This is a genomic window from Zeimonas sediminis (assembly GCF_023721795.1).
Classification (GTDB): Bacteria; Pseudomonadota; Gammaproteobacteria; order Burkholderiales; family Burkholderiaceae_E; genus Zeimonas; species Zeimonas sediminis.
This window is the reverse complement of the sequence record NZ_JAMQYE010000001.1, coordinates 448292-474051: the sequence shown is the minus strand read 5'-3', so window position 1 is coordinate 474051 and position 25760 is coordinate 448292. Positions and strand designations below refer to the sequence as shown.

Below are 25760 nucleotides of genomic sequence, written 5' to 3'. Positions count from 1 at the left end.
GTTCCATGTCCGTGGGGCAGCGTCGGTGCAAGGCGCGGTCGCAGTGCGAAGAAACGAACTCCAAGGATAAGCGCGAGCGCCGACTTCGTCCGGCAACCCCACCGCAGGGTCGTAGAATTCGCCGATCGCACCGAATGCCGCCGGAAGCCAGCCATGACCCGAATCATCCATCGCAGCCTGAACAAGCGCTTCCCGGTCGCCGTCGGCGGCCAGGGCGTGTGGATCCACGATGCCGACGGCAAGCGCTACATCGACGCGTCGGGCGGCGCGGCAGTGTCCTGCCTCGGTCACGGGCATCCGGACATCAACGCCGCAATGCACGCGCAGATCGACCGGCTCGCCTACGCGCACACCAGCTTCTTCACGACCGAGGTCGCCGAAACGCTGGCCGAGACCCTGGTCGAGGACGCGCCCGAGGGCATCAGCCACGTCTACTTCGTTTCCGGCGGCTCCGAGGCGGTCGAGGCGGCGCTGAAGATGGCGCGACAGTACTTCGTGGAGATCGGCCAGCCGCAGCGCAAGCACTTCATCGCGCGCCGGCAGAGCTACCACGGCAACACGCTGGGCGCGCTGGCGGTCGGCGGCAACGCCTGGCGCCGCACCCAGTTCGCGCCTCTGCTGATCGACGTCGAGCACGTGTCGCCGACCTATGCCTATCGGGACATGCAGCCCGGCGAGACGCCGACCGACTACGGCATCCGGCTGGTCGCCGAGTTGTCCGACACGATCGCGCGGCTCGGCGGCGAGAACGTGATCGCCTTCGTCGCCGAGACGGTCGGCGGCGCCACCTCGGGCGCGCTGACCCCGCCGCCCGGCTACCTGAAGGGCGTGCGCGAGCTGTGCGACCGGCACGGCATCCTGCTGATCCTCGACGAGGTGATGTGCGGCATGGGCCGCACAGGCACGCTGCACGCCTGCGAGCAGGAGGGCGTGTCGCCCGACCTGATGACGATCGCCAAGGGCCTGGGCGGCGGCTACCAGCCGATCGGGGCGGTGCTCGCCGGGCAGCGCATCGTCGACGCGTTCGCGCAGGGCAGCGGCTTCTTCCAGCACGGTCACACCTACCTGGGCCACGCGGTGGCCTGCGCGGCGGCGCTGGCGGTGCAGCGGGTGATCCGCCGCGACCGCCTGCTCGAGCGGGTTCGCGAGCAGGGCCGCAAGCTGACAGAGCGGCTCGTCGCGCGTTTCGGCCAGCACCCGCACGTCGGCGACATCCGGGGGCGCGGGCTGTTCCAGGCGATCGAGCTGGTGTCCGACCGCCCGTCGAAGCAGGCCTTCGACCCCGCGCTGAAGCTGCACGCGAAGATCAAGCAGGGCGCGATGGACCGGGGGCTGATGGTCTACCCGATGGGCGGCACGATCGACGGCCGCGTCGGCGACCACGTGCTGCTGGCGCCGCCGTTCATCGTGTCCGACGACGAGCTGGACATGGTCGTCGACCGGCTCGGCGAGGCGGTCGACGCGGCGATCGGCCAGTCCTGACGACCCGGACAGTTCACGGCGAAATTGCCGGCCCGCGGCCGGTTTTCCGTACCCGACACCGGGTTTCTGGTTAAATGTCCGCCATCACACCTTCCACGGAGACGAGAACGATGTTCAAGATCCCGACCCTCGCCAGGACCACGATGATCGTCGGCGCCGCGCTGTCGGCCGCGGCGTTCAGCGCGCCGGCCGTCGCGCAGTCCAAGTTCATGACGATCGGTACCGGCGGCGTCACCGGCGTGTACTACGCCGCGGGCGGCGCGATCTGCCGCCTGGTCAACAAGGACCGCGCCAAGCACGGCATCCGCTGCTCGGTCGAATCGACCGGCGGCTCGGTGTTCAACATCAACACGATCAAGGCCGGCGAGCTCGACCTGGGCTTCGCGCAGTCCGACATCCACTACAACGCGCTGAAGGGCGAGAAGCAGTTCAAGGACGCCGGCCCCTACGGCGACCTGCGTGCGGTCTTCTCGGTGCACCCGGAGCCGTTCACCGTGGTGGCCCGCAAGGAAGCCAACATCAAGAGCTTCGAGGACTTCAAGGGCAAGCGCTTCAACGTCGGCAACCCGGGCTCTGGCACCCGCGCCTCGGCCGAGCAGCTGATCGCGGCCCTGGGCTGGAAGATGTCCGACTTCGGCCTGGCCGCCGAGCTGAAGGCCGACGAGCACGGCCCGGCGCTGTGCGACGGCAAGATCGACGGCTTCTTCTACGGCGTGGGCCACCCGTCGGCGAACATCCAGGACCCGACCACGTCCTGCGGCGCCAAGCTGGTGTCGCTGACCGGCCCGGCGATCGACAAGCTGGTCGCCGACAATCCGTACTACGCGAAGGCCACGATCCCCGGCGGCATGTACCCGGGCAACCCCGACCCGACCCAGACCTACGGCGTGCTCGCCACGGTGGTGGCCTCGTCCAAGACGCCGGCCGACACGGTGTACCAGGTGGTCAAGGCGGTCTTCGAGAACTTCGACGACTTCAAGAAGCTGCACCCGGCGCTGGCCAACCTGAAGCCCGAGAACATGATCAAGGACGGCCTCTCGGCACCGCTGCACGACGGCGCGCTCCGCTACTACAAGGAAAAAGGCTGGGTCAAGTGATCGTGGCCTGATCGACGGCGGATCGATCGGAGCGGGCCCTCGGGCCCGCTTTTTCGTTTCGGCCGCGCGCGGCGACCCGTTAGGATAGGCGCAGAAGAAAAGGGGGAGAGCAATGAGCGACATCGACAAGGCGCCCGCAGACCTTCAGCAGCTGGTCGCCGACACCGACACCGGGGGCAGGGCGGCGGGCGGCGCTGCCGGCGCGACGATCTTCGTGGCGGCGATCGGCTGGGCGCTGTTCCAGCTCTGGTACGCGTCGCCGCTGCCGTTCTCGCTGGGCATCGGCCTGCTCAACGACACCGAGGCGCGGGCGCTGCACCTGGGCCTCGCGCTGTTCCTCGCCTTTCTGGCCTTCCCGGCCTCGCGCCGCGGCATGCGCGACGCGGTGCCCGCCTACGACTGGGTGCTGGCCATCGTGGCCGGCTTCGCCGGCGCCTACCTGCTGCTCTTCTACGACCAGCTCGCCCAGCGGCCTGGCCAGCCCACCGGCTTCGACATCGCGGTGGCCACGGTCGGCATCGCACTGCTGCTCGAGGCCACTCGCCGGGCGGTCGGCACGCCGATGGCGATCCTCGCGATCATCTTCATCGCCTACGTGTTCCTCGGTCCGCACCTGCCCGACGTGATCGCGCACAAGGGCGCCTCGCTGGAGCGGATGATCTCGCACATGTGGCTGACCACCGAGGGCGTCTACGGCGTGGCGCTGGGCGTGTCGGTCGGCTTCATCTTCATCTACGTGCTGTTCGGCTCGCTGCTCGACCGCGCCGGCGCCGGCAACTACATGATGCAGGTCTCGTTCGCGGCGCTCGGCCATCTGCGCGGCGGGCCGGCCAAGGTCGCGGTCGTGTCCTCGGGCCTGAACGGGCTGATCTCGGGCTCGTCGGTGTCCAACGTGGTGTCTGGCGGCATCTTCACGATCCCGCTGATGAAGAAGGCCGGCTACGGCGGCGTGAAGGCCGGCGCGATCGAGACCGCCTCGTCGGTCAACGGCCAGATCATGCCGCCGGTGATGGGTGCGGCCGCCTTCCTGATGGTCGAGTACGTCGGCATCCCGTACACCGACATCGTCAAGCACGCCTTCCTGCCGGCGGCGATCTCGTACATCGCGCTGTTCTACATCGTGCACCTCGAGGCCCTGAAGCTGGGCCTGGAAGCCACCGCCTCCCAGCGCGAGCGCAGCGTGAGCCAGAAGCTGGTCCGCTGGGGGCTCGGGCTGTCCGGCACGATCGTGGTCCTGGCGCTGATCTACTGGATAGCCATGGGCGCGCAGATGCTGTTCGGCGCGGCAGCGCCGTGGATCGTCGGGGGGCTGCTGCTCGCGCTGCACGTGGCGCTGCTGAAGGTCGCTGCGCGCTACCCGGACCTGCCGGACTCGATCGACGTCGACAATCCGGTGCTGCCCGACACCTGGCCCACGGTGCGAGCAGGGCTGCACTTCCTGATCCCGATCGGCACGCTGATCTGGTGCCTGATGATCGAGGAGATGTCGCCCGCGCTGTCGGCGTTCTGGGCCACCGTGGCCCTGGTCGCGCTGATGCTCACCCAGCGGCCGCTGATCGCGATCTTCCGCGGGCACGGGCGAGTGGCCGAGGCGTTCGCGGCCGGCTGGCGCGAGGTGGTCGGGGGCCTGAACGACGGCGCCCGCAACATGATCGGCATCGGCATCGCGACCGGCACGGCCGGCATCATCGTCGGCGGCATCACGCTGACCGGCCTCGGCTTCCGGATGACCGACTTCGTCGAGGTGGTGTCGCAGGGCAACGTCTTCATCATGCTGCTGTTCACCGCCTTCGTCTGCCTGGTGCTGGGCATCGGCGTGCCGACCACGGCGAACTACATCCTGGTGGCCTCGCTGATGGCGCCGGTCATCGTGGAGCTGGGCGCGCAGAACGGGCTGGTGATCCCGCTGATCGCGGTCCACCTGTTCGTCTTCTATTACGGGATCATGGGCGACATCACGCCGCCGGTGGGCCTGGCCTCGTTCGCGGCCGCCGCGATCTCCGGCGAGGACGCGATCCACACCGGGATACAGGGCGCGCTGTACGCGCTTCGCACCGTGGTGCTGCCCTTCGTGTTCGTGTTCAACCCGGCCTTGCTGCTGATCGACGTGCACGGCTGGCACGAGGTGGCGATCGTCGCGGCGGCCTCCACCGTGGCCTCGCTGACCTTCGCCGCGGCCTCGATGGCCTGGTTTCGCGAGAAGTGCCGCTGGTGGGAGGTGGCGCTGCTGCTGCTCGCCACCTTCGCGCTGTTCCGGCCGGACTTCTTCATGGACAGGCTGAAGGAGCCGTACACCGAGGCGCCGGCCGGCAAGATCTTCGACGTGGCCGGCGAGCTCGGCAAGGGCGACCGACTGGTCCTGCAGATCCACGGCGTGAACCTGGAAGGCGACGAGATCCGCAAGACGGTCGCGGTGCAGCTCGAGGGCGCGCCGGGCGACGGCCGCAAGCGTCTGCGCGACGCGGGCCTCACCGTGGTCGCGCTGGGCGATTCGGTGCAGGTGGCGAACGTGGCCTTCGGCAGCCGGGCGCGCAAGTCGGGCTTCGAGGCCGGCTGGGACGTGGCCGCGGTCATGGTGCCAACCGACCGGCCGGCGATCTACTGGATCTACCTGCCGGCGCTGCTGCTGGTGGCGGCGATCTGGTGGGGGCAGGGACGGCGGCAGGGCGGCGCGCCGACTCGCGAGCGGCCGGCCTGAGCGGCCGGCGCGGCGCTCCGGTAGGACCTCAGCCCGCCAGGAAGCGGGCGTAGGCCGCCAGGTCCACGTTTCCGCCGCTCACGATCACGCCGACCCGCTTGCCCCGCCATTCGGCGGCCGAGTCGAAGGCCGCCGCCGCTGCCAAGCAGCCGGTCGGCTCCACGACCAGCTTCATCCGCTCGGCAAAGAAGCGCATCGTGTCGATCAGCCTCGCGTCGGGCACGGTGAGGATGTCTCGAACGTGCTCGCGGATGATCGGGAAGGTGAGCTGGCCGAGGTGAGTGGTCATCGCGCCGTCGGCGATCGTCTTCGGGACCGGGATCGTCACGATCTGCCCGGCGCGCAGCGACTGCCGCGCGTCGTCGCCGGCCTCGGGCTCGACCCCGAACACCGCGCAGCCCGGCGCCATCGCCGATGCCGCCAGAAGACAACCCGACAGCAGGCCGCCGCCGCCGAGGCACACGAACAGCGCGTCGAGCGGCCCGGCGTCCTGGAACAGCTCCAGCGCAGCCGTGCCCTGGCCGGCGATCACGTCGGCGTGGTCGTAAGGGGGAATCAGCGTCAGGCCGCGCTCGGCGGCGAGCCGCCGCGATATCGCCTCGCGGTCCTCGGTGAACCGGTCGTAGGTGACCACCTCGCCGCCGTATCCCCGGGTGGCGGCGAGCTTGGCGGCCGGCGCGTCGGCCGGCATCACGATCGTCGCCTTCACGCCCAGCAGGCGCGCGGCCAGCGCGATCGCCTGCGCGTGGTTGCCCGACGAGAAGGCCAGCACGCCGGCCCGGCGCCGCTCGGCATCGAGCGCGGCGATCGCATTGTAGGCGCCGCGGAACTTGAACGCGCCCATCCGCTGCAGGTTCTCGCACTTGAAGAAGAGCTGCGCGCCGGTCAGCGCGTCGGCGGTCGCCGAGCGGAGAACCGGCGTGCGGTGCGCAATGCCGGCCAGGCGGCTCGCCGCGAGCTGGACGTCGGCGAAGCCGGGAAGGGAGGTCTGGGTCACGATGTTCGAGGGCGGGGATCGGCGATGCCGGGAATCGTACGCGATCCCGCCGTCGCGCGGCCGATCCTTCAGCCCTCGCCGGAACGGCCGGGGCGCGCCGAGTCGCCGAAGATCGCCGTCCGGTAGTCGGGATCGTGAAGCGCCTCGGCCGTGGCGCTGCACACCCGGTCGCGGCCCTCGCGCTTGGCGCAGTAAAGCGCCATGTCGGCCGCGCGCACCAGGGATTCGACGGTCTCGCCGTGCTGCGGGTAGACCGCCACCCCGATCGACACGGTCACCGTCGGCAACGGCGCGTCGCCATGGGTCAGGCGCTGCGCGGCCACGGCCGCGCGGATCTGTTCGGCCCGGGCCAGCGCGCGCGCCGGCGTGACCTCGGGCATGACCACGACGAACTCCTCGCCGCCGTGGCGGCTCGCGATGTCGCTCCCGCGGACCAGGCGCCTGAGCCGAGCGCCTATTGCCGCAAGCACCAGGTCGCCGGCCTCGTGGCCATGCTCGTCGTTGAACCGCTTGAAGCGGTCGACGTCGATCATCAGCACCGCGAGCCGGGCCTTGCCGCCCGGCTTGCGCCCGGACCGCAGGATCTCCCGCTGGAGCGATTCCTCGAGGTAGCGGCGGTTGAACAGGCCGGTGAGCGGGTCGCGGATCGACTGCTCGCGCAACGCATCGCGCGACCTCATGTTGCCGATCTCGAGCGCGATCTGCTCGAGCGCCACCGCCGTGAAGGGGCTGGCGAGTAGCGCGTCGGCCTCCGCCGCCGGGCAGGACAGGCCGAGCAGGCCGGCGACCCGGTCCTCGATGCGCAGCGGCAACCAGACCGAGCCCCGGCGCCTGCGCGCGGCGGGCTCGTCGGCGCGCATCCGGGCCAGCCACGGCTCCGGCGAAGGGGGCAGCGACGGCGCGCGCCCCGAGGCGCAGGCCCTGCGCGGGACCTCGTGGGCTTCGTCGAACAGGTAGATCGCCGCGCCGCGCGCGTCGAACAGGCCGGGAAGGGCCGCCTCGATCAGCTCGAGCGCCTGCGCGAGGCTGCCCGCCGACTGCAGCGCATGACTGAACGCGGCGAGCGCCTCCAGGTGCCGCTGCGCGGGCGAGCGCGCGTCGGGCGACAGCGAAGCACGGGCCCTGCCGGGCGGCTTCGGCATTCGTCTGTCCGGCCCTTCAACTGTCATCCGGCGGCACCAGCGGGAGGAGGCGTGGCGTCGCTCGGCCGCGTGGCGGCGACGCGTCGTGTCTCCCCGATTCTAGTCCCGGCGGCGTGGCCGCGGGATCCCCGGCCGGACGAACGGCGCCCCGCGGGCGCCGCCGCCGGCCGGTCGGCGCGCTCAGGCCGCGGCGCGCTCGCCTTCCAGCGCCTTGCGCAGCGCCGGCATCACCTCGGTAGCGAGCCGCCTCATCGACTCCCACTCCCAGTCGTGGTTCGGCCCCGAACCGTCCATCGACGCCATCAGGAGACCGCCGAAGGGGCCGGTGCGCTCCCGGAAGGCGAGCAGCTTCTCGGTCACTGTCTTCGGCGAGCCGTAGACGACCATGCTGTCGATCAGCTTCTCGACCGTGTAGGCGTCGTCGGGCTTCTTCGGGTCGTCCTTCATGACCGCCGTGTAGTTCACCGACTTCAGCACCTGCCACAGGTAGTCGAAATAGTAGTAGTTGCTGCCTTCGGGGTTCATGACCCGGTCGCGCGCCTCGGCGTCGTTCTCGGCGATCACGATGTTGCGCGCGACCCGCCACTCGGCGCCGTTCGGCTTGCGCCCCGCAGCTTCGCAGCCCTCGAGGTACTTCTTCCAGTGACTCGCGATCACGTACTCGGGGCAGAAGTTCGCGCTCATCGGGCCCCAGCCTCGCATCGCGGCGGTCTTCACGCTGTCGGAGAACGGCGACATCGCGGTCATCGTGATCTCCGGGTGCGGCCTCTGCAGCGGCTTCGGGATGAAGCCGACGCCGAGCTGCGGCATCACCATGTCCTTCAGCGAGATCTGCCAGTGCTTGCCTTCGACGACGTAGGGCGGGTCCTGCGACCACAGCTTCAGGATCGTGTCGATCGACTCCATCATCCGCTCGGTGCGGTACGCGTTGTCGAGCACCTGGAAGAGTTCCATGTCGCTGGCCAGCCCGCCCGGGCCGATCCCGAGCATGAACCGGCCGCCGGCCATGTGATCGAACATCGCGCACTCCGCGGCGACGACCGCCGGGTGGTGGTTCGGCAGCGCGATGACGCCGGTCCCGAACCTGATGCGCCTGGTCTGGCGGATCACCGAGGCCATGAAGATCAGCGGCGAGGTGATCGGCTCGGTCGTGCACGACATGTGCTCGCCGATCCACGCCTCGTCGAAGCCGATCTCGTCGGCGTAGATCAGCTTCTGGGCGTTCTCCTCGTAGCTGTCAGCCAGCGGGCGCGCGGGCGGGTGCAGGGGCATGCCGAACAGGCCGAGTTTCATTCGTGTCTCCTCGTTGTGAGTGATGGGGTGGGTGAGTAGAGAGGGAAGGGGGAAGGGAGCTGGGGCGGGACGCCTGCGGGCAATCAGCGGGCGGCGCCGTCGAGCCAGATCAGGGGTTCGGGGGAGGCGCCGAAGGCCAGGTCGCGGACCTGGCCGATGCACAGCGTATGGGTGCCGTACTCGACGACGTGGTCGAGTTCGCAGAAGATCGCCGCCGGCGCCGAGGCGAGGTAGGGCAGGCCCGCGAAACCGCGGCGCCATTCGCCCGACTCGAAACGCCGCTCGCGCAGCGCGGTGCTGGAGAAGGGCGCGAGCAGGTCGAGCTGATCACGGCCCAGCACGTTCAGGCAGAAGCTGCGGCTCGCCAGCAGGACCGGATGGATGCCGGCGTCGCGGTTGACCGCAACCAGCATCGACGGCGGCGCCATCGACACCGAGATCACTGCGGATGCCGCCATGCCGTGCGGCTTGCCGTCTGCGTCGGCGGCGGTCACCAGCGTCACCGTCGAGGCGATGCGGCGCATCGCCGCCCGGAACGGTTCGGCAAGGCGATCGGTTTGCTGTCCGGACGGGCCGGCGACGGCCGTGGCGGCGGTGGCTTCGCTGAGTCGCGACATGACCTGCTGTCTCCCTGTCGTTCGTGACCTCTCCCGGCATGCGGGACCATCCGAACAAGGGCAAGCAGCGTGCCAGCAGGCAGGTCCTTGAAAATCAGTGGCTTGGCCCTGCCCCGACTGTCGCACCGAGAGCTGTTGCGACAGTTCGGTGGCGCAGAGCGACAGGTTCGCGGCCTCCGCCGCCGTCAGCCGCGCGAGCGCGCGGGCCGCTCGAGCCCGAGGGCGGCGATGCGCCGATGCAGGGTCGCGCGCGACACGCCAAGCGAGCGCGCCGCGAGCGACACGTTCCAGCGGGCACGCGCGAGGGCGGCCTCGATCGCGGTCCGGTCGCGGCCGACCGCCGGCCCGCCGGCGGCCTTGCCCGCCTCACCGATCGGCGGTGGCAGGCATCCGGCATCCACGAAACCGTCCACGGACATCGCCAGGGCGAAGCGCGCGACGTGCCTGAGTTCGCGCAGGTTGCCCGGCCAGGCGTGCGAGGCCAGCAGCGCGCGGGTGCCGGCGTCGAGCACCGGCTCCGGCTGGCCGACCGCCGCGGCCTCCTCGGCGAACACCCGTTCGATCAGCCGCCTGCGGTCGCTCCGGTCGCGCAGCGCGGGCAGCGCCAGCGTCGCGCCGGCCAGGCGGTAGAACAGGTCTTCGCGAAAGCGCCCCAGGGCGACCAGCTCGCCGATGTCGCGGTGGCTCGCGGAGACCAGTGAGAAGCGCACGCTGACCGGGCTGCTCGCCCCCAGCGGCACGAACTCGCCGTCGGACAGCACGTGCAGCAACCGGCTCTGCAGCTCGAGCGGCATGTCGCCGATCTCGTCCAGGAACAGGGTGCCGCCGTCGGCCTCGAGCAAGCGGCCGCGGGCGCCTTGTCGCGCGGCGCCGGTGAAGGCGCCCGGCCGGTGGCCGAAGAGCTCGCTCTCGATCAGCTCGCGCGGGATCGCCGCGCAATTGATCGACACGAAGGCGCCGGAGCGATGCGCGCTGCAGTCGTGCAGCGCGCGCGCGAGCGCGCTCTTGCCGGTGCCGGTCTCGCCCTGCAGCAGCACCGGCAGGCGGCGGTCGACGAAGCGCTGGGCCATCCGGACCCGTTCGGCGATCGCCGGATCGCCGCCGATCAGATCGACGAGGCCAGGTGGCGCGGCTGACACGCGAGCCCGGGCCTCGCCGGCATCGCGCGCTCGAAGGCCGCCGCGTGCGGATGCCGGCGCCCGCGCCGGCGCTGGCGCTGGCGAGGACCCCGTCTCCGCGAGCCGCAGGAACAGCCTGCGCGCGCCTTGGCCGATCGAGGCCCGGCCGTCGCGCATCACCCGGGACAGCGAGTCGTCCTCGACGCTGCCGACCCCGGTCAGCGCGGTGCCGATCAGCATCTCGCCGCGCGCGCCCAGCAGGCGCGCCGCCTCCGGCGTCGCGTCCACGATCCTGCCCGAGGCGTCGAGGGCGAGCCGCGCCTCGGCGGCCGAATCGCAGAAGTCGTCGTAGGGAGACAGTCTGACCACCTGCCGCCGCGCGTGCATCCGGTCGAAATGGAGGTTCTCGATCCGCCGCGCCGACGAGCAGACGATGTCGCGCACGAATGACTGGGTGCCGTGATCGGTCGAGTGCAGCGTCGTCACGTTCAGCACCGCCGCGAGGCGCCCCTCGGCACCGAAGATCGGCGCGACAGTGCAGCTCAGCCCGGTGAGCCAGGCGGCGAAATGATCGTCCATCACCACCGAAACCGGCTTGCGCTCGGCGATGCACAGGCCGATCCCGTTCGTGCCCTGCATCGCCTCGGACCAGATCGATCCCGGCAGCACGCTGGCCCTCGCGCACTCGTCGGCCAGCGACTCGCCGCACAGGAACTGCACGGCCAGCCCGTTGGCGTCGCTGAGCATCACCATGTAGCCCTGGTCGGCGAGCCGCGCGTGCAGGCGCTCGATCTCGCCTCGCGACAGCGCGATCAGGTCCTCGATCGGGGCACAGTGGTCCTTGAGCTCGGTCGAGGTGAGCACGGTCGGCGGCGCGACCCGGTCGGGCTGCAGGCCGTAGCGGTTCAGGCAGCGCTCCCAGGACGACACGATCCGGGCCTCGAGCGGCGGGGCGCCGTCGGACGGCAGGCGGCTCGAGACCCGGGCGAGGACCCTGCCGGTGTGTGCGGTGGCGTTCAACGTCTTCCTCCGGTGAGCGGCCCGCCCGGTCTCGTTGCCGGGTCGGGCGGCGCGGCGGCGCGACCCCGCGGAGGAGCCGGCCGGCGCCGTTCTGCGATACCTGTCGCCTGTGCCGAGAGTAGCGCGCGGCTGCCCCGTCATCAAAACCGCGCCGCCGACTTCGGAATCCGCGCCTCGGCCCGGAGAGCCCGACTCGCCCCGGAGAGTGCGCGTTAGACTCGAAATGCCCGCCGGCGGAAGCCCGGCAGGAATCCCTGTCCATCGAACGAGGAGAAGCCCCCATGAAGACCCGCGCGGCCGTCGCCTGGCAGGCAGGCAAGCCCCTGACCATCGAGGAGGTCGACCTCCAGGGACCGAAGTTCGGCGAGGTGCTGGTCGAGGTGAAGGCGACCGGCATCTGCCACACCGACTGGTACACGCTGTCCGGGGCGGATCCCGAGGGCCTGTTCCCGGCGATCCTGGGTCACGAGGGCGCCGGGGTGGTGGTCGACGTCGGCCCTGGCGTGACGACGCTGAAGAAAGGCGATCACGTGATCCCGCTCTACACGCCCGAGTGTCGCCAGTGCAAGTTCTGCCTGTCGCGCAAGACGAACCTGTGCCAGTCGATCCGCGCCACGCAGGGCAAGGGGCTGATGCCCGACGGCAGCTCGCGCTTCTCGCTGAACGGCGAGCCGATCCTGCACTACATGGGCACCTCCACCTTCGCCAACCACATCGTGGTGCCCGAGATCGCGCTGGCCAGGATCCGCGACGACGCACCCTTCGACATCGTCTGCTACATCGGCTGCGGCGTGACCACCGGCGTGGGTGCCGTGCTGTTCACCGCCAAGGTCGAGGCGGGCGCGAACGTGGTGGTGTTCGGCCTGGGCGGCATCGGCCTGAACGTGATCCAGGGCGCGAAGATGGTCGGCGCGGACAGGATCATCGGGGTCGACATCAACCCGGCGCGCGAGAAGATGGCCCGGGAGTTCGGAATGACGCACTTCGTGAACCCGAAGCAGGTCGACAACGTCGTCGACACGATCGTGCAGCTGACCGACGGCGGCGCCGACTACAGCTTCGAGTGCATCGGCAACACGACCACGATGCGCCAGGCGCTCGAGTGCTGCCACAAGGGCTGGGGCCAGAGCGTGATCATCGGCGTGGCCGAGGCCGGCGCCGAGATCTCCACCCGACCGTTCCAGCTGGTCACCGGCCGCGTCTGGAAGGGCTCGGCCTTCGGCGGCGCGCGCGGCCGCACCGACGTGCCGAAGATCGTCGACTGGTACATGGACGGAAAGATCCGGATCGATCCGCTGATCACGCACCGGCTGAAGCTCGAGCAGATCAACGAGGGCTTCGACCTGATGAAGCGGGGGGAGTCGATCCGATCGGTGGTCGTCTATTGAGGGAAGGGGGAAGGGACAACGGACAAGGGAGGAGGCAGGATGCGGTTGCTCGGCGAACATGCTTGCTTCGGAGGGGTGCAGCGGTTTTGCGCTCACGACTCCTCGGTGGTGGGCTTGCCGATGCGGTTCTCGGTGTTCCTGCCGCCTCGGGCGCGCGAGGGGCGAGTCCCCTTGCTCGTCTACCTGGCCGGGCTCACCTGCACCGAGGAGACCTTCCCGGTGAAGGCGGGCGCGCAGAGGCTGGCGGCCGAACTGGGGCTGGCGCTGCTGGCGCCCGACACCAGTCCCCGCGGCGCGGGCCTGCCGGGCGAGGCCGATGCCTGGGACTTCGGCGTCGGCGCCGGCTTCTGGCTCGACGCGACCCGCGAGCCCTGGAGCCGGCACTGGCGGATGGAGAGCTGGCTGCTCGACGAGCTGCTGCCCCTGGTCGCGACGCAGCTGCCGGTGGACCTCGACCGGGCCGGGATCTTCGGCCATTCGATGGGCGGTCACGGCGCGCTGACGCTCGCCTTGCGCCACCCGGGCAGGTTCCGTTCGGTCTCGGCCTTCGCGCCGATCGCGGCGCCCAGCCTCTGCCCCTGGGGCGAGAAGGCGTTCTCCGGCTATCTCGGCGACGACCGCGGCAGCTGGAAGGCCCACGACGCCTCCGAGCTGATGCGCGCGCAGTCGGGCGCCCCGTATCCCGACGGGATCCTGGTCGACCAGGGGCTGGCGGACCGCTTCCTCGACGAGCAGCTGCACCCGGAAGCCTTCGAGGCGGCGTGCGCGGCGGTGGGGCAGCCGCTCGCGCTGCGCCGGCACGAGGCTTACGATCACGGCTACTACTTCATCGCGAGCTTCGTCGACGACCACCTGCGGCATCACGCCCGCGCGCTGGGCGGCTGAGGCGGGCTCGGGAATCCGGCGATGGCAGGCAGTTCCTCGATCGCAGACTTCGGCCGCAGGCTCGCCGCTGGCGTGATCGCGCTGCTCGCGGCCGCGACCGCGGTGCTGCTCGTCGCGGCAGCGTCCGCGCAGCCGGGTACGGAGCCGCGCCACGCGCTGCTGGTCACGATCGAGGGACCGATCGGGCCGGCGTCGGCCGACTACCTGTCGCGCGCGTTCGAAGAGGCGCGGGAGCGCGGATCGGCGGCCCTCGTGCTGCAGATGGACACGCCGGGGGGCCTCGACACCTCGATGCGCGAGATGATCCGCGAGATCGTCAACGCGCCGCTTCCGGTGCTCGCCTGGGTGGGCCCGAGCGGCGCGCGCGCGGCGAGCGCAGGCACCTACATCCTCTACGCCAGCCACGTGGCGGCGATGGCGCCGGGCACGAACCTCGGCGCGGCGACGCCGGTCGCGATCGGCGGCGGCGCGCTGCCGAAGATGCCCGGGCGCGAGGAGGAGGGCGCCGCACCGGGCGAACGGGGCGAACGAGGCGATTCGGGCGAGCGAGGAGAGCGACCCGGACGCGATGACTCGCCTGCCGCAACGCCCGCCCGGCGGGCGCCCGGCAGCCCGACGGAAGCGAAGGCGGTCAACGACGCGGTCGCCTACATCCGCTCGCTGGCCGACATGCGCGGGCGCAACGCCGACTGGGCCGAGTCGGCAGTGCGCGAGGCGGCGAGCCTGCCGGCCCGCGAGGCGCTCGCGAAGAAGGTCGTCGACATCGTGGCCGACAGCGTCGACGATCTGCTGCGCCAGGCCCACGGTCGGGAGGTGAAGGTCGGCGAGCGCACGATGACGCTCGCCACCGCCGGGATCGCCGTCCAGGCCTTCGAGCCCGACTGGCGCACCCGCCTGCTCGGCGCGATCACCAATCCGAACGTGGCGCTGATCCTGATGATGATCGGGATCTACGGCCTGGTCTTCGAGTTCATGAACCCGGGATCGCTCTATCCGGGAACGATAGGCTCGATCTGCCTGCTGACCGGGCTCTACGCGCTGGCCGCGCTGCCGATCGACTACGCCGGCCTTGCGCTGGTCGGGCTCGGCGTGGCGCTGATGGTCGCTGAAGCCTTCGCGCCCTCGTTCGGCATCCTGGGGATAGGCGGGATCGTCGCCTTCGCGCTCGGGGCGACGATCCTGTTCGACACCGGCGCCGCGCCCGGCTTCGACCTGTACTGGCCGGTGGTCGCCGGGCTCGCCGTGGCGAGCCTGGGCTTCACCTTGCTGGTCGGGCGGCTGGCGCTGAGTTCGCGGCGCAGCCGGCAGGTGTCGGGCCGCGAGGCGATGCTGGGCAGGACGGTCGTCGTGGCCGACTGGACCGAACGGCGCGGGCACGTGATCCTGGACGGCGAGCGCTGGAACGCCGTTGCTTCCGGGCCGCTCGGCCCGGGCCAGCGCGCAAGGATCCTCGCGGTCGACGGACTGACCCTTACCGTGGGGCTCGACGAGAACACGACCTGAAGGAGACACCACCATGGCGAACCTCGCCTTCTTCGCGCCGATCCTGCTGCTGCTCGTCGCGCTGCTCGCGGCATCGATCCGCATCCTTCGCGAGTACGAGCGCGGCGTGGTGTTCACGCTCGGCCGCTTCACCGGGGTCAAGGGGCCCGGGCTGATCCTGCTGGTGCCCTACGTGCAGCAGATGGTCCGTGTGGACCAGCGCACGATGGTCCTCGACGTTCCGTCCCAGGATGTGATCTCCCAGGACAACGTGTCGGTCAAGGTCAACGCGGTCATCTATTTCCGGGTGCTGGAGCCCGAGCGCGCCGTGATCCAGGTCGAGAACTACCGGCAGGCCACCAGCGAGCTGGCCCAGACCACGCTGCGCTCGGTGCTCGGCAAGCACGACCTCGACGAGATGCTGTCCGAGCGCGACAAGCTGAACAACGACATCCAGGAGCTGCTCGACACGCAGACCGATGCCTGGGGCATCAAGGTGTCCAACGTCGAGATCAAGCACATCGACCTCGACGAGAGCATGGTCCGGGTGATCGCCCGCCAGGCCGAGGCCGAGCGCGAGCGCCGCGCCAAGGTGATCAGCGCCGAAGGCGAGCAACAGGCGGCCCAGAAGCTGCTCGAGGCGGCCCAGGTGCTGGCGCAGCGGCCCGAGGCGATGCAGCTTCGCTACCTGAACACGCTCGCGGTGATCGGCTCGCAGAACAGCTCCACGATCGTCTTCCCGTTCCCGACCGAGGTCGCGGCCGGCGCGCTGTCGGGTATCGTCGAGGCTGCGAAGAAGATCGGGGATCCGAAAGCATGAACGACGCATACATCGTGGCCGCGCTGCGCACCGCCGGCGGGCGGCGCGGCGGCCGTCTTTCCGGCTGGCACCCTGCCGACCTGGCGGCCCGCGTGATCGACGGTCTGGTCGAGCGCGCCGGCGCCGACCCGGCGCTGGTCGAGGACGTGATCATGGGCTGCGTGAGCCAGGTCGGCGAGCAGTCGACCAACGTGGCGCGCAACGCGGTGCTGGCCTCCTGCCTGCCCGAATCGGTGCCCGGCACCTCGGTCGACCGGCAGTGCGGCTCGTCGCAGCAGGCGCTGCACTTCGCCGCGCAGGCGGTCATGGCCGGCACGATGGACGTGGTGATCGCGGCCGGCGTCGAGAGCATGACGCGGGTGCCGATGTTCTCGCCGCACGTGCTGGCCGCGAAGGCCGGCATGGGCGAATACATGAGCCCGGCGATCCGCAAGCGCTATCCGGACGTCGCGCAGTTCAGCCAGTTCGACGGCGCCGAGATGATGGCCGCGAAGTACGGCCTGTCGAAGGACGCCCTCGACGAGTACGCGCTGGCGAGCCACCAGCGCGCGATCGCCGCCACGCAGGCGGGCGCCTTCGCCGACGAGATCCTGCCGGTGGCGGTGCGGACGGCCGACGGCACCGAAACCGCCGAGATGCACCGGGTGGACGAGGGCATCCGCTTCGACGCGAGCCTCGACGCGATCCGCTCGGTCAAGCTGCTGCGCGAAGGCGGCGTGATCACCGCGGCCAACGCGAGCCAGATCTGCGACGGCGCCTCGGGCCTCATGGTGGCCAGCGAGCGCGGGCTGAAGGCGCTGGGCGCGAAGCCGCTGGCGCGGATCCGCCACATGAGCGTGCTCGGCCACGACCCGGTGATCATGCTGGAGGCGCCGATCCCGGCCACCGAGCGGGCGCTCACCCGCGCCGGCCTGAAGATCGGCGACGTCGACCTGTACGAGGTCAACGAGGCCTTCGCCTCGGTGCCGCTGGCCTGGCTGAAGGCCACCGGCGCCGACCCGGCGCGACTGAACCCGCGCGGCGGCGCGATCGCGCTGGGACACCCGCTGGGCGCCTCGGGCACCAAGCTGATGACGACCCTGGTGCACGCCCTGCGGCAGGGCGGCAAGCGCCTCGGCCTGCAGACGATGTGCGAGGGCGGCGGCATGGCGAACGTGACGATCGTCGAGGCGCTCGCCTGAGCATGCGGCGCGAGCCCCGGCGCCGGCGCCTGCTGCGGCGCCTGGCAGGCCTGGCCGCCTGCGGATTCGCCGGCGGCCTGGCTGCACCGCCCGCCTTCGCCGCCGGCCCGGCGCCCGGCCGCGCCGAGCCGGTGCCGACGGTCGCGGCCGCCTCGGGCCTGAAGTTCGCGATCGAGGAGCTCGCCGCCGCGTTCACCCGCGAAACCGGCCGCAAGCTGCGGCTGAGCTTCGGCTCGTCGGGCAACTTCGCCAGGCAGATCGAGCAGGGCGCGCCCTTCGAGCTCTTCCTGTCGGCCGACGAGGCGATGGTGTTCCGGCTCGCCGACAAGGGGCTGACACTCGACCGCGGCACGCTGTACGCGGTCGGCCGCCTCGTGCTGATCGTGCCGCGCGGCTCGCCGCTGAAACCGGACGGCGAGTTGCGCGACCTGGCCGCGGCGCTGGTCGACGGGCGCCTGAAGCGCTTCGCGATCGCCAACCCCGAGCATGCGCCCTACGGCAAGCGCGCCGAGGAAGCGCTCAGGCACGCCGGGCTCTGGGAGGCGATCCGGCCAAGGCTGGTGATGGGCGAGAACGTCGCCCAGGCCGCGCAGTTCGCCACGTCCGGCAGCGCGCAGGGCGGGATCGTCGCGCATTCGCTGGCGCTCGCGCCGGCGCTGGCCGGCGGCAGCCACTTCGCGCTGATTCCCGCGGCCTGGCACCAGCCGCTGAACCAGCGGATGGTGCTGCTGAAGGGCGCCGGCGAGACGGCGCGCGCGTTTCACGACTGGCTGTTGCAGCCGGCGGCGCGCGCGGTGATGGCGCGCTACGGCTACGGGCCGCCGGAGGAAGGGAAGGGGGAAGGGGGAGAGGAAGGGAAGGGCGAAGGGGGAAGGGGGAAGGTTCAGGGCGGCGGCAAGGCCGGCAGCGGGAAGACCGGGGAGGGAGCGGCTTGGACTGGGTCGCGCTGAAACTCTCGCTGTGGCTGGCCTTCTGGACCCTGGTCGTGCTGCTGCCGATCGGGCTGCTGCTGGGGCGCTGGCTGGCGGTCAGCCGCTTCGCCGGCAAGGGCTGGATCGAGGCGCTGCTCGCGCTGCCGCTGGTGCTGCCGCCGACGGTGCTCGGCTACTACCTGCTGGTCGGCATCGGCGCCGAGTCCGCGCCGGGCGCGCTCTGGGAGTCGGTCTTCGGCAAGCCGCTGGCCTTCAGCTTCGAGGGACTGGTCGCCGCATCGGTGCTGTTCAACCTTCCTTTCGCGGTCCAGCCGATGCAGCGCGGCTTCGAGGCGATCCCGCGGCAGGTGCGCGAGGCGGCCGCCTGCTGCGGGCTGACCTGGTGGCGCGCGCTGTGCCGGATCGAGCTGCCGCTCGCCTGGCCCGGGATCCTGACCGCGCTGGTCATGACCTTCGCGCACACGCTCGGCGAGTTCGGCATCGTGCTGATGGTCGGCGGCAACATTCCCGGCGAAACGCAGACGATCGCGATCGCGATCTACGACCGGGTCCAGGGTTTCGACGACGCGGCGGCCGCGCGGATGTCGGCCACCTTGCTAGCGATCTCGCTCGCCGCGATCGCGGTCTCCTACGTGGCCGGCGGCCGGCTCGCGAGGCGCCATGGCTGAGACCGACTCCCGCAGCGTCGCGGTCGCGGTCGCGGCGAGCGTGCCCGGCGCGGGCCCCGGGGCCGGAGCGCCGCCGCCGGCGGCGCTGGCACTCGAACTGCGGCAGGCCGGGCCGATCCCGCTCGACCTGTCGCTGCGCTGCGGGCCCGGCGAGCTGCTGGCGCTGGTCGGCCCGTCGGGCAGCGGCAAGACGACGATCCTGCGCTCGGTGGCCGGGCTGTACCGTCCGGCATGGGGCAAGGTCGACTGTGCCGGCCAGTGCTGGCTCGACACCGATGCCGGCATCCACCTGCCCGCCCGGCGCAGGGCGGTCGGCATGGTCTTCCAGAGCTACGCGCTGTTCCCGCACCTGAGCGCGATCGACAACGTGCTCGAAGCGATCCCCCGCTCGGCCCCGGACCGACGGGCCCGCGCCGCCAGGCACCTGCGCAGCGTGAACCTTCAAGGGCTCGAGGATCGCCTGCCGCGCCAGCTCTCCGGAGGCCAGCAACAGCGGGTCGCGGTCGCCCGCGCGCTCGCCCGCGAGCCTTCGGTGCTGCTGCTCGACGAGCCCTTCTCGGCGGTCGACAAGGTGACCCGCGAGAAGCTCTATGGCGAGCTGGCCGAGCTGCGCCGCACGCTCGAGATCCCGATCTTGCTGGTCACCCACGACCTCGACGAGGCAACCCTGCTCGCCGATCGGCTGGCGCTGCTGTCGCGGGGCCGGATCCTGCAGCAGGGCGCGCCGCTCGAGGTGCTGCACCGGCCGAGCAGCGTCGAGGTGGCACGGCTGGCCGGCATGAAGAACATCTTCGGCGGGCGCGTGATCCGCCACGACGCGGCCGCGCAGTCGACCTGGATCGACTGGGAGGGGCTGGCGGTGCAGGCGCCGCTGGCCGAGGCGCTGGCGCCCGGCGACGAGATCGCCTGGGCGATCCCCGCCGACGGCGTGCTGCTGTTGTCGGCCTTCCGGCCGATGCCGCCCGGCGACACCCGCTTCGACGCCCGCATCACCCGGATCATCGCGCTCGGCGCGCAGCTGCACGTGACCGTGCAGCCCTTCGACCGCCCGGGCCTGCCGATGGCGCTGACCGTGGCCCGCCACATCGCCGAGCGGCAAGGGCTGCGGGAAGGCGATCCGGTGCCGCTCAGGCTGCGAGGGCGCAGCATCCAGCTGATGCCGAAAGCCGGACGAGGCGAACGGACATTGAGACAGGACAACGCCTGAGACTGCCGTCAGGGTCATCATGCGCAGGTGGCCGGGCGCTGCCCGACCGCTACAACGCATCAAGGGAGCTTCCATGAACGAACAACGCGCGCAACAGAAGGAAAAGCTGGTCGCCGACATCAAGACCGTGATGGCCGAGCTCGACGAACTGGTCCGCGACTCGGCGTCCGACGTCGGCGACGACCTGGTCGAGCTCAAGGGCAGGCTGCGCGACCAGGTCGATGCGGCGCGGCAGACCCTGTCCGACCTGGAAGGCCGTGTCGCCGACAAGGCGAAGTCCGCCGCGCAGGCAGGCGACGAGTACGTGCGCGAGCACACCTGGACCTCGATCGGCATCGCGGCCGGCATCGGGGTCGTGATCGGCCTTCTGCTGAACCGGCGCTGAGCCGGCTCACGCGCGCCCGCGATGATCCGGCGAATCCTCGCATCGCTGCTCGGCACGGTTCGCGTCCGGCTCGAGCTGGCCGGCCTCGAGCTGCAGGACGAGATCGACCACTTCGTCCGCGCGATCGCGATCGCGATCGGCGCCGCGCTGCTGCTGAGCGTCGGCGCGGCCTTCGGGGCGATCGCGGTGATCGTCGCGCTTTGGGAAACCCACCGCGTGCTCGCGCTCGCGGCCTTCGCGATCGTCTTCTGCGCGGCCGGCGGCGGCTTGCTTTGGTGGCTCGCGCGGCTGTCGGGCGACCGGCCGCCGTTGTTCGCCGAGACCGTCGCGCAGTTCGAGCAGGATCGCCGCCGGCTTTCGGCCGAGCCGGGCAAGGTCGATCGACCGGCCGCGGGGCAGCGATGAGCCGGGCCCCCGACGACCTGCGCGCGCTGCGCAAGCGGCTGCTGGTGGCCGAGTCGATGCTGATGCGCGAGCGGCTCGCGCAGGAGCTTCGCGACACGACGCGCCCGATCCGGCTGCTGCGGGAATCGCTGGGAGCGGCCTCGACCTCGCTGCCGGCCCGCTCCCTGCTGCTGACCGTCGTGCCCTGGCTCTACGCCCGCTGGCGCTCGCGTCACCCTTCGAAACGCTGACCGGGGCGCGGGCCGCGCCGTCGCGGCCGATGCCCGCGGTCGAACCAACACCACCGACCATGGAGAACCCAGCATGAAACCCACGTGGATCGTCGTCGCCAACGCGTTCCAGGCCCAGATCTTCGAGCGGGCCAAGCCGAAGGACCCGCTGCAGTTGCTCGAGTCCTACGTGCACCCCGAGAGCCGGCTCAAGAGCGCCGAACTCACGGACGACCAGCCCGGCAGCACGATGACCCAGGGCGGCGGGCACACCGCCTACCAGCCGGCGGTCGAGCTCAAGGGCAAGGAGGTCGAGCGCTTCGCCCGCCAGATCGCGGACTACGTTCAGCAGGGCGCCCACGCCGATCGCTGCGGCAGCATCGTGCTGTTCGCGGCGCCCGCCATGCTCGGCGCGATCCGCGGCCTGCTCGACGCGCCCACGGCGAAGCTGGTGGCGCACAGCGCCGCGATCGACCTGACGTCCTTCAAGGGGCGCGACCTGGAGGGGCGGATCGCGCAGCAACTGGAGAGCTGAGCGAGCGCCGGCGGGGGCGCCGCCGGGCTCACCGCGCGCGCCGCCCCGGCCTCAGCCGGGCGCGCTTCGGTAGGGCTCCTCGAAGGGCAGGAAGTCCTTCTCGGCGAGCGCCAGCTCGATCCAGGCGGCCACGCCGGGGGAGCGCTCGACGCGCTGCGCGTAGAGGCGACATACCTCCTCCAGCGGCAGTGCGTAGGTCCGGATCCGCATCACCACCGGCGCGAAGAAGGCATCGGCAATGCCGAACTCGCCGAACAGGAAAGGGCCGCCGGACGCGGCCAGGCAGCTTCGCCAAAGCTCGCCGATCCTGGCGAGGTCGGCCGCGGCGTCCGCCCGCTCCGCGAGCAGCCTTGCCCCGACCTCGGGCAGGCTGGCCTCGATGTTCATCGGGAAGCAGCTTCGCAGCGCCGTGAAGCCGGCGTGCATCTCGGCGACCACCGACCGGGCGATCGCGCGCTCGGCGGCCCGGACCGGCCAAAGACGCCGGTCGGGAAAGCGCTCGGCGAGCAGCTCGGCGATCGCCAGCGTGTCCCAGACCCGCAGCGACTCGCCGTCGATCTCCGCCTCCAGGACCGGCACCTTGCCGGTCGGGCTGATGCCGGCCAGCGCGCGCTTGAACGCGGATTCCGGCTCGAAGGAATCGAAGCGGACCAGGCGCTCCTCGAAGGGAATGCCGGCCTGGCGCATCAGCACCCAGGGACGCATCGACCACGACGAATAGTTGCGGTTGCCGATGTAGAGCTTCAACTGGCCGGCGGGCAATTCGCGCCTCTCCCTCGTCGAGGTTCCCGTCGACCGCGTGCTAGGCGCGGGATCTGCCCAGCGCGTCGATCGGCAGCTTCAGGTAGCTGACGCCATTGGGGGCCGGCTCCGGGAAGCGGCCGGCGCGCATGTTCACCTGTATCGCCGGCAGCATCAGCCGGGGCGTGGACAGCCCGGCATCGCGACGCTCGCGCAGCGCGACGAAGGTCGCCTCGTCGACGCCGTCGCGCACGTGGATGTTGTCGCGGCGCTGCTCGGCGACCGTGGTCTCCCAGCGCAGCGCCCGACCCTCGGGCGGGTAGTCGTGGCACATGAACAGCCGCGTGCGCGCGGGAAGCGCCAGCAACCGGGTGATCGAGCGATACAGGGCCGACGCGTCTCCGCCCGGGAAGTCGCAGCGCGCGGTGCCGTAGTCGGGCATGAACAGCGTGTCGCCGACGAAGGCCACGCTGTCTTCGCCGTCCTCGATCAGGTAGGCGAGGCAGGCGGGCGTGTGCCCGGGCGTGTGCAGCGCGCGCACCGGCAGCGAGCCGATCGCGAAGCCATCGCCGTCGGCGAACAGCCGGTCGAACTGGCTGCCGTCCCGGGCGAATCCGGGCCCCTCGCCGAACAGCTCGCCGAAGACCTTCTGCACCTCCCGGATCCGCTCGCCGATGCCGATCTTTCCGCCCAGCGCCCGCTTGAGGAAGGGCGCGGCGCTCAGGTGATCTGCGTGCGCGTGCGTTTCGAGGATCCACTGCAGCTTCGCGCCGAGTTCATGGATCCGGTGCGCGATCCTGCGCGCGCCCGAGTCGTCGGTGCGGCCCGAGGCCGGGTCGAAGCCGAGCACCGGATCGACGACCGCGCACTGGCCGGTGGACGTATCCAGCACCAGATGGGTGAAGGTCGAGGAGTCTTCGTCGAGGAAGGTCTCGATCTGCAGGCGCGTAGCGCTCACGGGGCATCTCCGGTTCGAGGGCGTATCGGGGCGACGATACAACGATCAGGCGGCATCGTCCTCCCCGATCGTCAGCCGGTTCTCGCTCGGGTAGCGGTGAGGCGGCACCTCCAGGTTCGCGGGGGCCGGCTTCGTTCGTTCATCTCGGGCCTGCTTCGTGTCGAGATCTGGTCCGGATGAACTCAGGAATCGCACCCTCTCGTTAATGGAGGTACTCTTCATATTAATTAGATACTTATAGACAAGTTTTAAGCTCGTTTCTCCATAAATTTTCCTGGAGACTGACAAAACGAGCAGCGCTGTACGCCATTTCTGGCATGACTACTGGACGAGAAGGCTCGCGATCTCGACCGCCAGAATTGGCAGTCCGGCGTCAGTCCCGGCGTATCATCGAAAGCCGTGCTCCCGACTCCCGCGAGGCAGCGATGTCCCTGTCGCCCGAACTGGTGTCCTTTCTCGAGAGCCTGCCCGAGCCGCACATCCTGTTCGACCGTGGCTACCGGATCCTTGCCGCCAACGCCGCCTACCGGCGCGAGTTCAGCCCCGACGGGTCGGCGCTGGGCCGCACCTGCCACGCGGTGTCGCATCGCTTCGAGGCGCCCTGCGACCAGTCCGGCGAGTCCTGCCCGCTGGCGCGCGCGCGAGAGAGCGGACAGCGCGAGCGGGTGCTGCACCTGCACCACACGCCGCGCGGCGAGGCCTACGTCGACATCGAGTTGACGCCGGTGCGAGACGCCTCGGGCGAGATCGCCTATTTCGTCGAGAAGATGGAGCCCCTGAAGGTCTCTCGCGATCCGGGCGAGGGCGGCGAGCTGATCGGCCGGTCGGAGGCCTTCCGCAAGTTGATGGCGCTGGTCGCAAGGGTGGCGCCGTCCAGCGCCGCGGTGCTGCTGCACGGAGAGTCGGGCACCGGCAAGGAGCTGGTGGCGCGGGCGATCCACGCGGCGAGCGCCCGGGCGTCCCGACCGCTGGTCGTGGTCGACTGCGCGAGCCTGGCCGAGAACCTGTTCGAGAGCGAGCTGTTCGGGCACGAGCGCGGCGCCTTCACCGGCGCGACGGCCGCCCGCGCGGGCCTGGTCGAGGCTGCCGACGGCGGCACGCTATTCCTGGACGAGGTCGGCGACATTCCGCCGACGATGCAGGTCAAGCTGCTGCGGCTGCTCGAATCGGGAACCTACCGTCGTGTCGGCAGCACCGAGTTGCGCCATGCCGACCTGCGGATCGTGTCGGCGACCCATCGCGACCTGCAGGCGATGATCGCCGAGGGCGGCTTCCGTCAGGACCTGTTCTTCCGCCTCGCGGTGTTCCCGATCCACTTGCCGGCGCTGCGCGAAAGGCGCGACGACATCCCGGCGCTGGCCGAGGCCCTGCTCGAACGCGTGTCGCCGGCGCGCCGGCTGCGGCTCTCCGCCGCGGCGCTCGAACGGCTGGCCGGATACGACTTCCCCGGCAACGTGCGCGAGCTGCGGAACCTGCTCGAGCGCGCCGCTTTGCTCTGCGACGGGCCGCGCATCGAGCTCGCCCAGGTGGAGCAGGCGCTCGAGACCTGCAAGCCGGTCTCCGGGTGGGAATCGCCCGCCCGGGGCCCGTCCGTCCCGGGCCCGTCCGTCCCGGGCCCGTCCGTCCCGGGCCCGTCCATCCCGGCCGCGCCGGCGACTTCCACGCTGAAGGCCCTGGAACTGGCGGCGCTTCGCGAGCAGTTGCGCAGCCACCACGGCAGCCGAGCGGAACTGGCCAGGCAACTCGGAATCAGCGAACGTTCGCTCTATCGAAAGCTGCGCGCGCTCCAGCAGGCGGAGCGCGCCGCGGCGAACCAGAAGGAGGAGGACGCCCCTCGATGAGCGATTTCTGGGACCAGCGCTATGCCGAACCAGGCTACAAGTACGGCACCGCGCCGAACGCCTTCCTGATCGAGCAGGCGAGTCGCCTGAAACCGGGCGGATGCGTGCTGCTGCCCGGCGACGGCGAGGGGCGAAACAGCGTGTGGCTCGCCCTGCGGGGGCACAACGTGCTGGCGATCGATTCGTCCGGCGTCGGCCTGGAAAAGGCGCGGGCGCTGGCGGCCGGCGAGGGCGCGCAGATCACCACGCTGCAGGCCGACCTGGCCGACTGGCGGGCAGAGCCCGGCAGCGCCGATGCGGTCGTACTGACCTTCGTCCACCTGCCGTCGGCGCTGCGGCGCGTCGTCCATCGCGCGCTCGCCCGGGCGCTGGCCCCCGGCGGCTGGCTCATCCTGGAGGCCTTCGACCGCAGCCAGCTCGGGCGCTCCAGCGGCGGGCCGAAGGACCCGGACATGCTCGCCCCGCTCGAGGACATCCGCGAGGATTTCGACGGCCTGCTGCGCGAAGAACTGGCCTGGGCCGGCGAGGTCGAGCTCGACGAGGGGCCGGGGCACAGGGGCGCGGCCAGGGTCGTGCGCTACGTCGGGCAGCGACCGAACTGAACGGACTGAACGGACTGGACGGGCTGAACGGGTAGAGGGAAACGCAGGAGGAGGGGA

At 71.0% G+C, this 25760-nt stretch carries 24 protein-coding genes and 1 pseudogene; 17 read left to right on the top strand and 8 right to left on the bottom strand.

The window, feature by feature from the left end:
* Positions 1 to 153: 153 nt before the first annotated feature.
* The 3 genes from M6I34_RS02230 (at position 154) to M6I34_RS02220 (ending at position 5277) form a co-directional block, all read left to right on the top strand.
* Positions 154 to 1482: an aspartate aminotransferase family protein gene (locus tag M6I34_RS02230; RefSeq protein WP_272484090.1), complete on the top strand. Its 1329-nt coding sequence runs from the start codon at positions 154 to 156 to the stop codon at positions 1480 to 1482.
* 143 nt (positions 1483 to 1625) lie between these two features.
* Positions 1626 to 2579, top strand: coding sequence for a TAXI family TRAP transporter solute-binding subunit (locus M6I34_RS02225; protein ID WP_272486579.1), 954 nt, complete (start codon positions 1626 to 1628; stop codon positions 2577 to 2579).
* Positions 2580 to 2691: 112 nt separating this feature from the next.
* A complete protein-coding gene (locus M6I34_RS02220; RefSeq protein ID WP_272484089.1) occupies positions 2692 to 5277 on the top strand; it encodes a TRAP transporter permease in 2586 nt (861 codons plus the stop codon).
* Positions 5278 to 5305: 28 nt separating this feature from the next.
* Here the strand turns inward: M6I34_RS02220 and M6I34_RS02215 are convergent, their stop codons facing one another.
* The 5 genes from M6I34_RS02215 to M6I34_RS02195 all read right to left on the bottom strand — a co-directional run bounded on the left by M6I34_RS02215 (position 5306) and on the right by M6I34_RS02195 (position 11464).
* Positions 5306 to 6274 (bottom strand): threo-3-hydroxy-L-aspartate ammonia-lyase, encoded by a 969-nt coding sequence (locus M6I34_RS02215; RefSeq protein ID WP_272484088.1) that lies wholly within the window; start codon positions 6272 to 6274, stop codon positions 5306 to 5308.
* A 68-nt stretch (positions 6275 to 6342) separates the two neighbouring features.
* Complete coding sequence (locus tag M6I34_RS02210) at positions 6343 to 7416, bottom strand: GGDEF domain-containing protein (protein WP_272484087.1); 1074 nt, start codon at positions 7414 to 7416, stop codon at positions 6343 to 6345.
* A 180-nt stretch (positions 7417 to 7596) separates the two neighbouring features.
* Positions 7597 to 8709: an LLM class flavin-dependent oxidoreductase gene (locus M6I34_RS02205; protein ID WP_272484086.1), complete on the bottom strand. Its 1113-nt coding sequence runs from the start codon at positions 8707 to 8709 to the stop codon at positions 7597 to 7599.
* 83 nt (positions 8710 to 8792) lie between these two features.
* Entirely contained in the window at positions 8793 to 9326 is a 534-nt protein-coding gene (locus M6I34_RS02200) for a flavin reductase family protein (protein WP_272484085.1), read from the bottom strand.
* Positions 9327 to 9511: 185 nt separating this feature from the next.
* Positions 9512 to 11464 (bottom strand): sigma-54-dependent Fis family transcriptional regulator, encoded by a 1953-nt coding sequence (locus M6I34_RS02195; RefSeq protein ID WP_272484084.1) that lies wholly within the window; start codon positions 11462 to 11464, stop codon positions 9512 to 9514.
* Between the two features lie 281 nt (positions 11465 to 11745).
* Here M6I34_RS02195 and M6I34_RS02190 point away from each other — a divergent pair, with 281 nt between their 5' ends.
* The 12 genes from M6I34_RS02190 (at position 11746) to M6I34_RS02135 (ending at position 21561) form a co-directional block, all read left to right on the top strand.
* Positions 11746 to 12852 carry an S-(hydroxymethyl)glutathione dehydrogenase/class III alcohol dehydrogenase gene (locus tag M6I34_RS02190; protein WP_272484083.1) on the top strand — a complete coding sequence of 369 codons (1107 nt, stop codon included), beginning with the start codon at positions 11746 to 11748 and terminating at the stop codon, positions 12850 to 12852.
* A gap of 39 nt (positions 12853 to 12891) precedes the next feature.
* Complete coding sequence (fghA, locus tag M6I34_RS02185; RefSeq protein WP_272484082.1) at positions 12892 to 13737, top strand: S-formylglutathione hydrolase; 846 nt, start codon at positions 12892 to 12894, stop codon at positions 13735 to 13737.
* Positions 13738 to 13758: 21 nt separating this feature from the next.
* On the top strand, positions 13759 to 15240 hold the full coding sequence (locus tag M6I34_RS02180; protein ID WP_272484081.1) for an NfeD family protein: 1482 nt from the start codon (positions 13759 to 13761) through the stop codon (positions 15238 to 15240).
* Positions 15241 to 15253: 13 nt separating this feature from the next.
* Positions 15254 to 16039 (top strand): slipin family protein, encoded by a 786-nt coding sequence (locus M6I34_RS02175; protein ID WP_272484080.1) that lies wholly within the window; start codon positions 15254 to 15256, stop codon positions 16037 to 16039.
* On the top strand, positions 16036 to 17220 hold the full coding sequence (locus tag M6I34_RS02170) for an acetyl-CoA C-acetyltransferase (protein ID WP_272484079.1): 1185 nt from the start codon (positions 16036 to 16038) through the stop codon (positions 17218 to 17220). The genes M6I34_RS02175 and M6I34_RS02170 overlap by 4 nt, the downstream gene beginning before the upstream one ends.
* Before the next feature lie 2 nt (positions 17221 to 17222).
* Positions 17223 to 18170, top strand: coding sequence for a molybdate ABC transporter substrate-binding protein (gene modA / locus M6I34_RS02165; protein ID WP_272484078.1), 948 nt, complete (start codon positions 17223 to 17225; stop codon positions 18168 to 18170).
* Positions 18152 to 18820 carry a molybdate ABC transporter permease subunit gene (gene modB, locus M6I34_RS02160; protein WP_272484077.1) on the top strand — a complete coding sequence of 223 codons (669 nt, stop codon included), beginning with the start codon at positions 18152 to 18154 and terminating at the stop codon, positions 18818 to 18820. The genes modA and modB overlap by 19 nt, the downstream gene beginning before the upstream one ends.
* Positions 18813 to 20027 (top strand): ABC transporter ATP-binding protein, encoded by a 1215-nt coding sequence (locus tag M6I34_RS02155; RefSeq protein WP_272484076.1) that lies wholly within the window; start codon positions 18813 to 18815, stop codon positions 20025 to 20027. Before modB ends, M6I34_RS02155 begins: the two co-directional genes overlap by 8 nt.
* Before the next feature lie 73 nt (positions 20028 to 20100).
* Complete coding sequence (locus M6I34_RS02150; protein ID WP_272484075.1) at positions 20101 to 20412, top strand: ElaB/YgaM/YqjD family protein; 312 nt, start codon at positions 20101 to 20103, stop codon at positions 20410 to 20412.
* A 21-nt stretch (positions 20413 to 20433) separates the two neighbouring features.
* A complete protein-coding gene (locus tag M6I34_RS02145) occupies positions 20434 to 20817 on the top strand; it encodes a phage holin family protein (RefSeq protein WP_272484074.1) in 384 nt (127 codons plus the stop codon).
* A complete protein-coding gene (locus M6I34_RS02140) occupies positions 20814 to 21047 on the top strand; it encodes a hypothetical protein (RefSeq protein ID WP_272484073.1) in 234 nt (77 codons plus the stop codon). The genes M6I34_RS02145 and M6I34_RS02140 overlap by 4 nt, the downstream gene beginning before the upstream one ends.
* A gap of 73 nt (positions 21048 to 21120) precedes the next feature.
* The gene (locus M6I34_RS02135) at positions 21121 to 21561 is read left to right on the top strand and encodes a host attachment protein (protein ID WP_272484072.1); all 441 of its coding nucleotides are present in this window, start codon (positions 21121 to 21123) and stop codon (positions 21559 to 21561) included.
* Positions 21562 to 21612: 51 nt separating this feature from the next.
* Here M6I34_RS02135 and M6I34_RS02130 read toward each other — a convergent pair whose 3' ends face one another.
* The 3 genes and pseudogenes from M6I34_RS02130 to M6I34_RS02120 form a co-directional block, all read right to left on the bottom strand.
* The gene (locus M6I34_RS02130) at positions 21613 to 22323 is read right to left on the bottom strand and encodes a glutathione S-transferase family protein (RefSeq protein WP_272484071.1); all 711 of its coding nucleotides are present in this window, start codon (positions 22321 to 22323) and stop codon (positions 21613 to 21615) included.
* 40 nt (positions 22324 to 22363) lie between these two features.
* The gene (locus M6I34_RS02125; protein WP_272484070.1) at positions 22364 to 23260 is read right to left on the bottom strand and encodes an MBL fold metallo-hydrolase; all 897 of its coding nucleotides are present in this window, start codon (positions 23258 to 23260) and stop codon (positions 22364 to 22366) included.
* Positions 23261 to 23305: 45 nt separating this feature from the next.
* Positions 23306 to 23398: pseudogene (locus tag M6I34_RS02120) on the bottom strand (ubiquinol-cytochrome c reductase iron-sulfur subunit); the annotation flags it as partial.
* Between the two features lie 287 nt (positions 23399 to 23685).
* Here M6I34_RS02120 and M6I34_RS02115 point away from each other — a divergent pair.
* Complete coding sequence (locus M6I34_RS02115) at positions 23686 to 25101, top strand: sigma-54 interaction domain-containing protein (protein WP_272484069.1); 1416 nt, start codon at positions 23686 to 23688, stop codon at positions 25099 to 25101.
* Positions 25098 to 25703 (top strand): class I SAM-dependent methyltransferase, encoded by a 606-nt coding sequence (locus M6I34_RS02110; RefSeq protein WP_272484068.1) that lies wholly within the window; start codon positions 25098 to 25100, stop codon positions 25701 to 25703. Before M6I34_RS02115 ends, M6I34_RS02110 begins: the two co-directional genes overlap by 4 nt.
* The last annotated feature ends 57 nt before the right edge of the window (positions 25704 to 25760 follow it).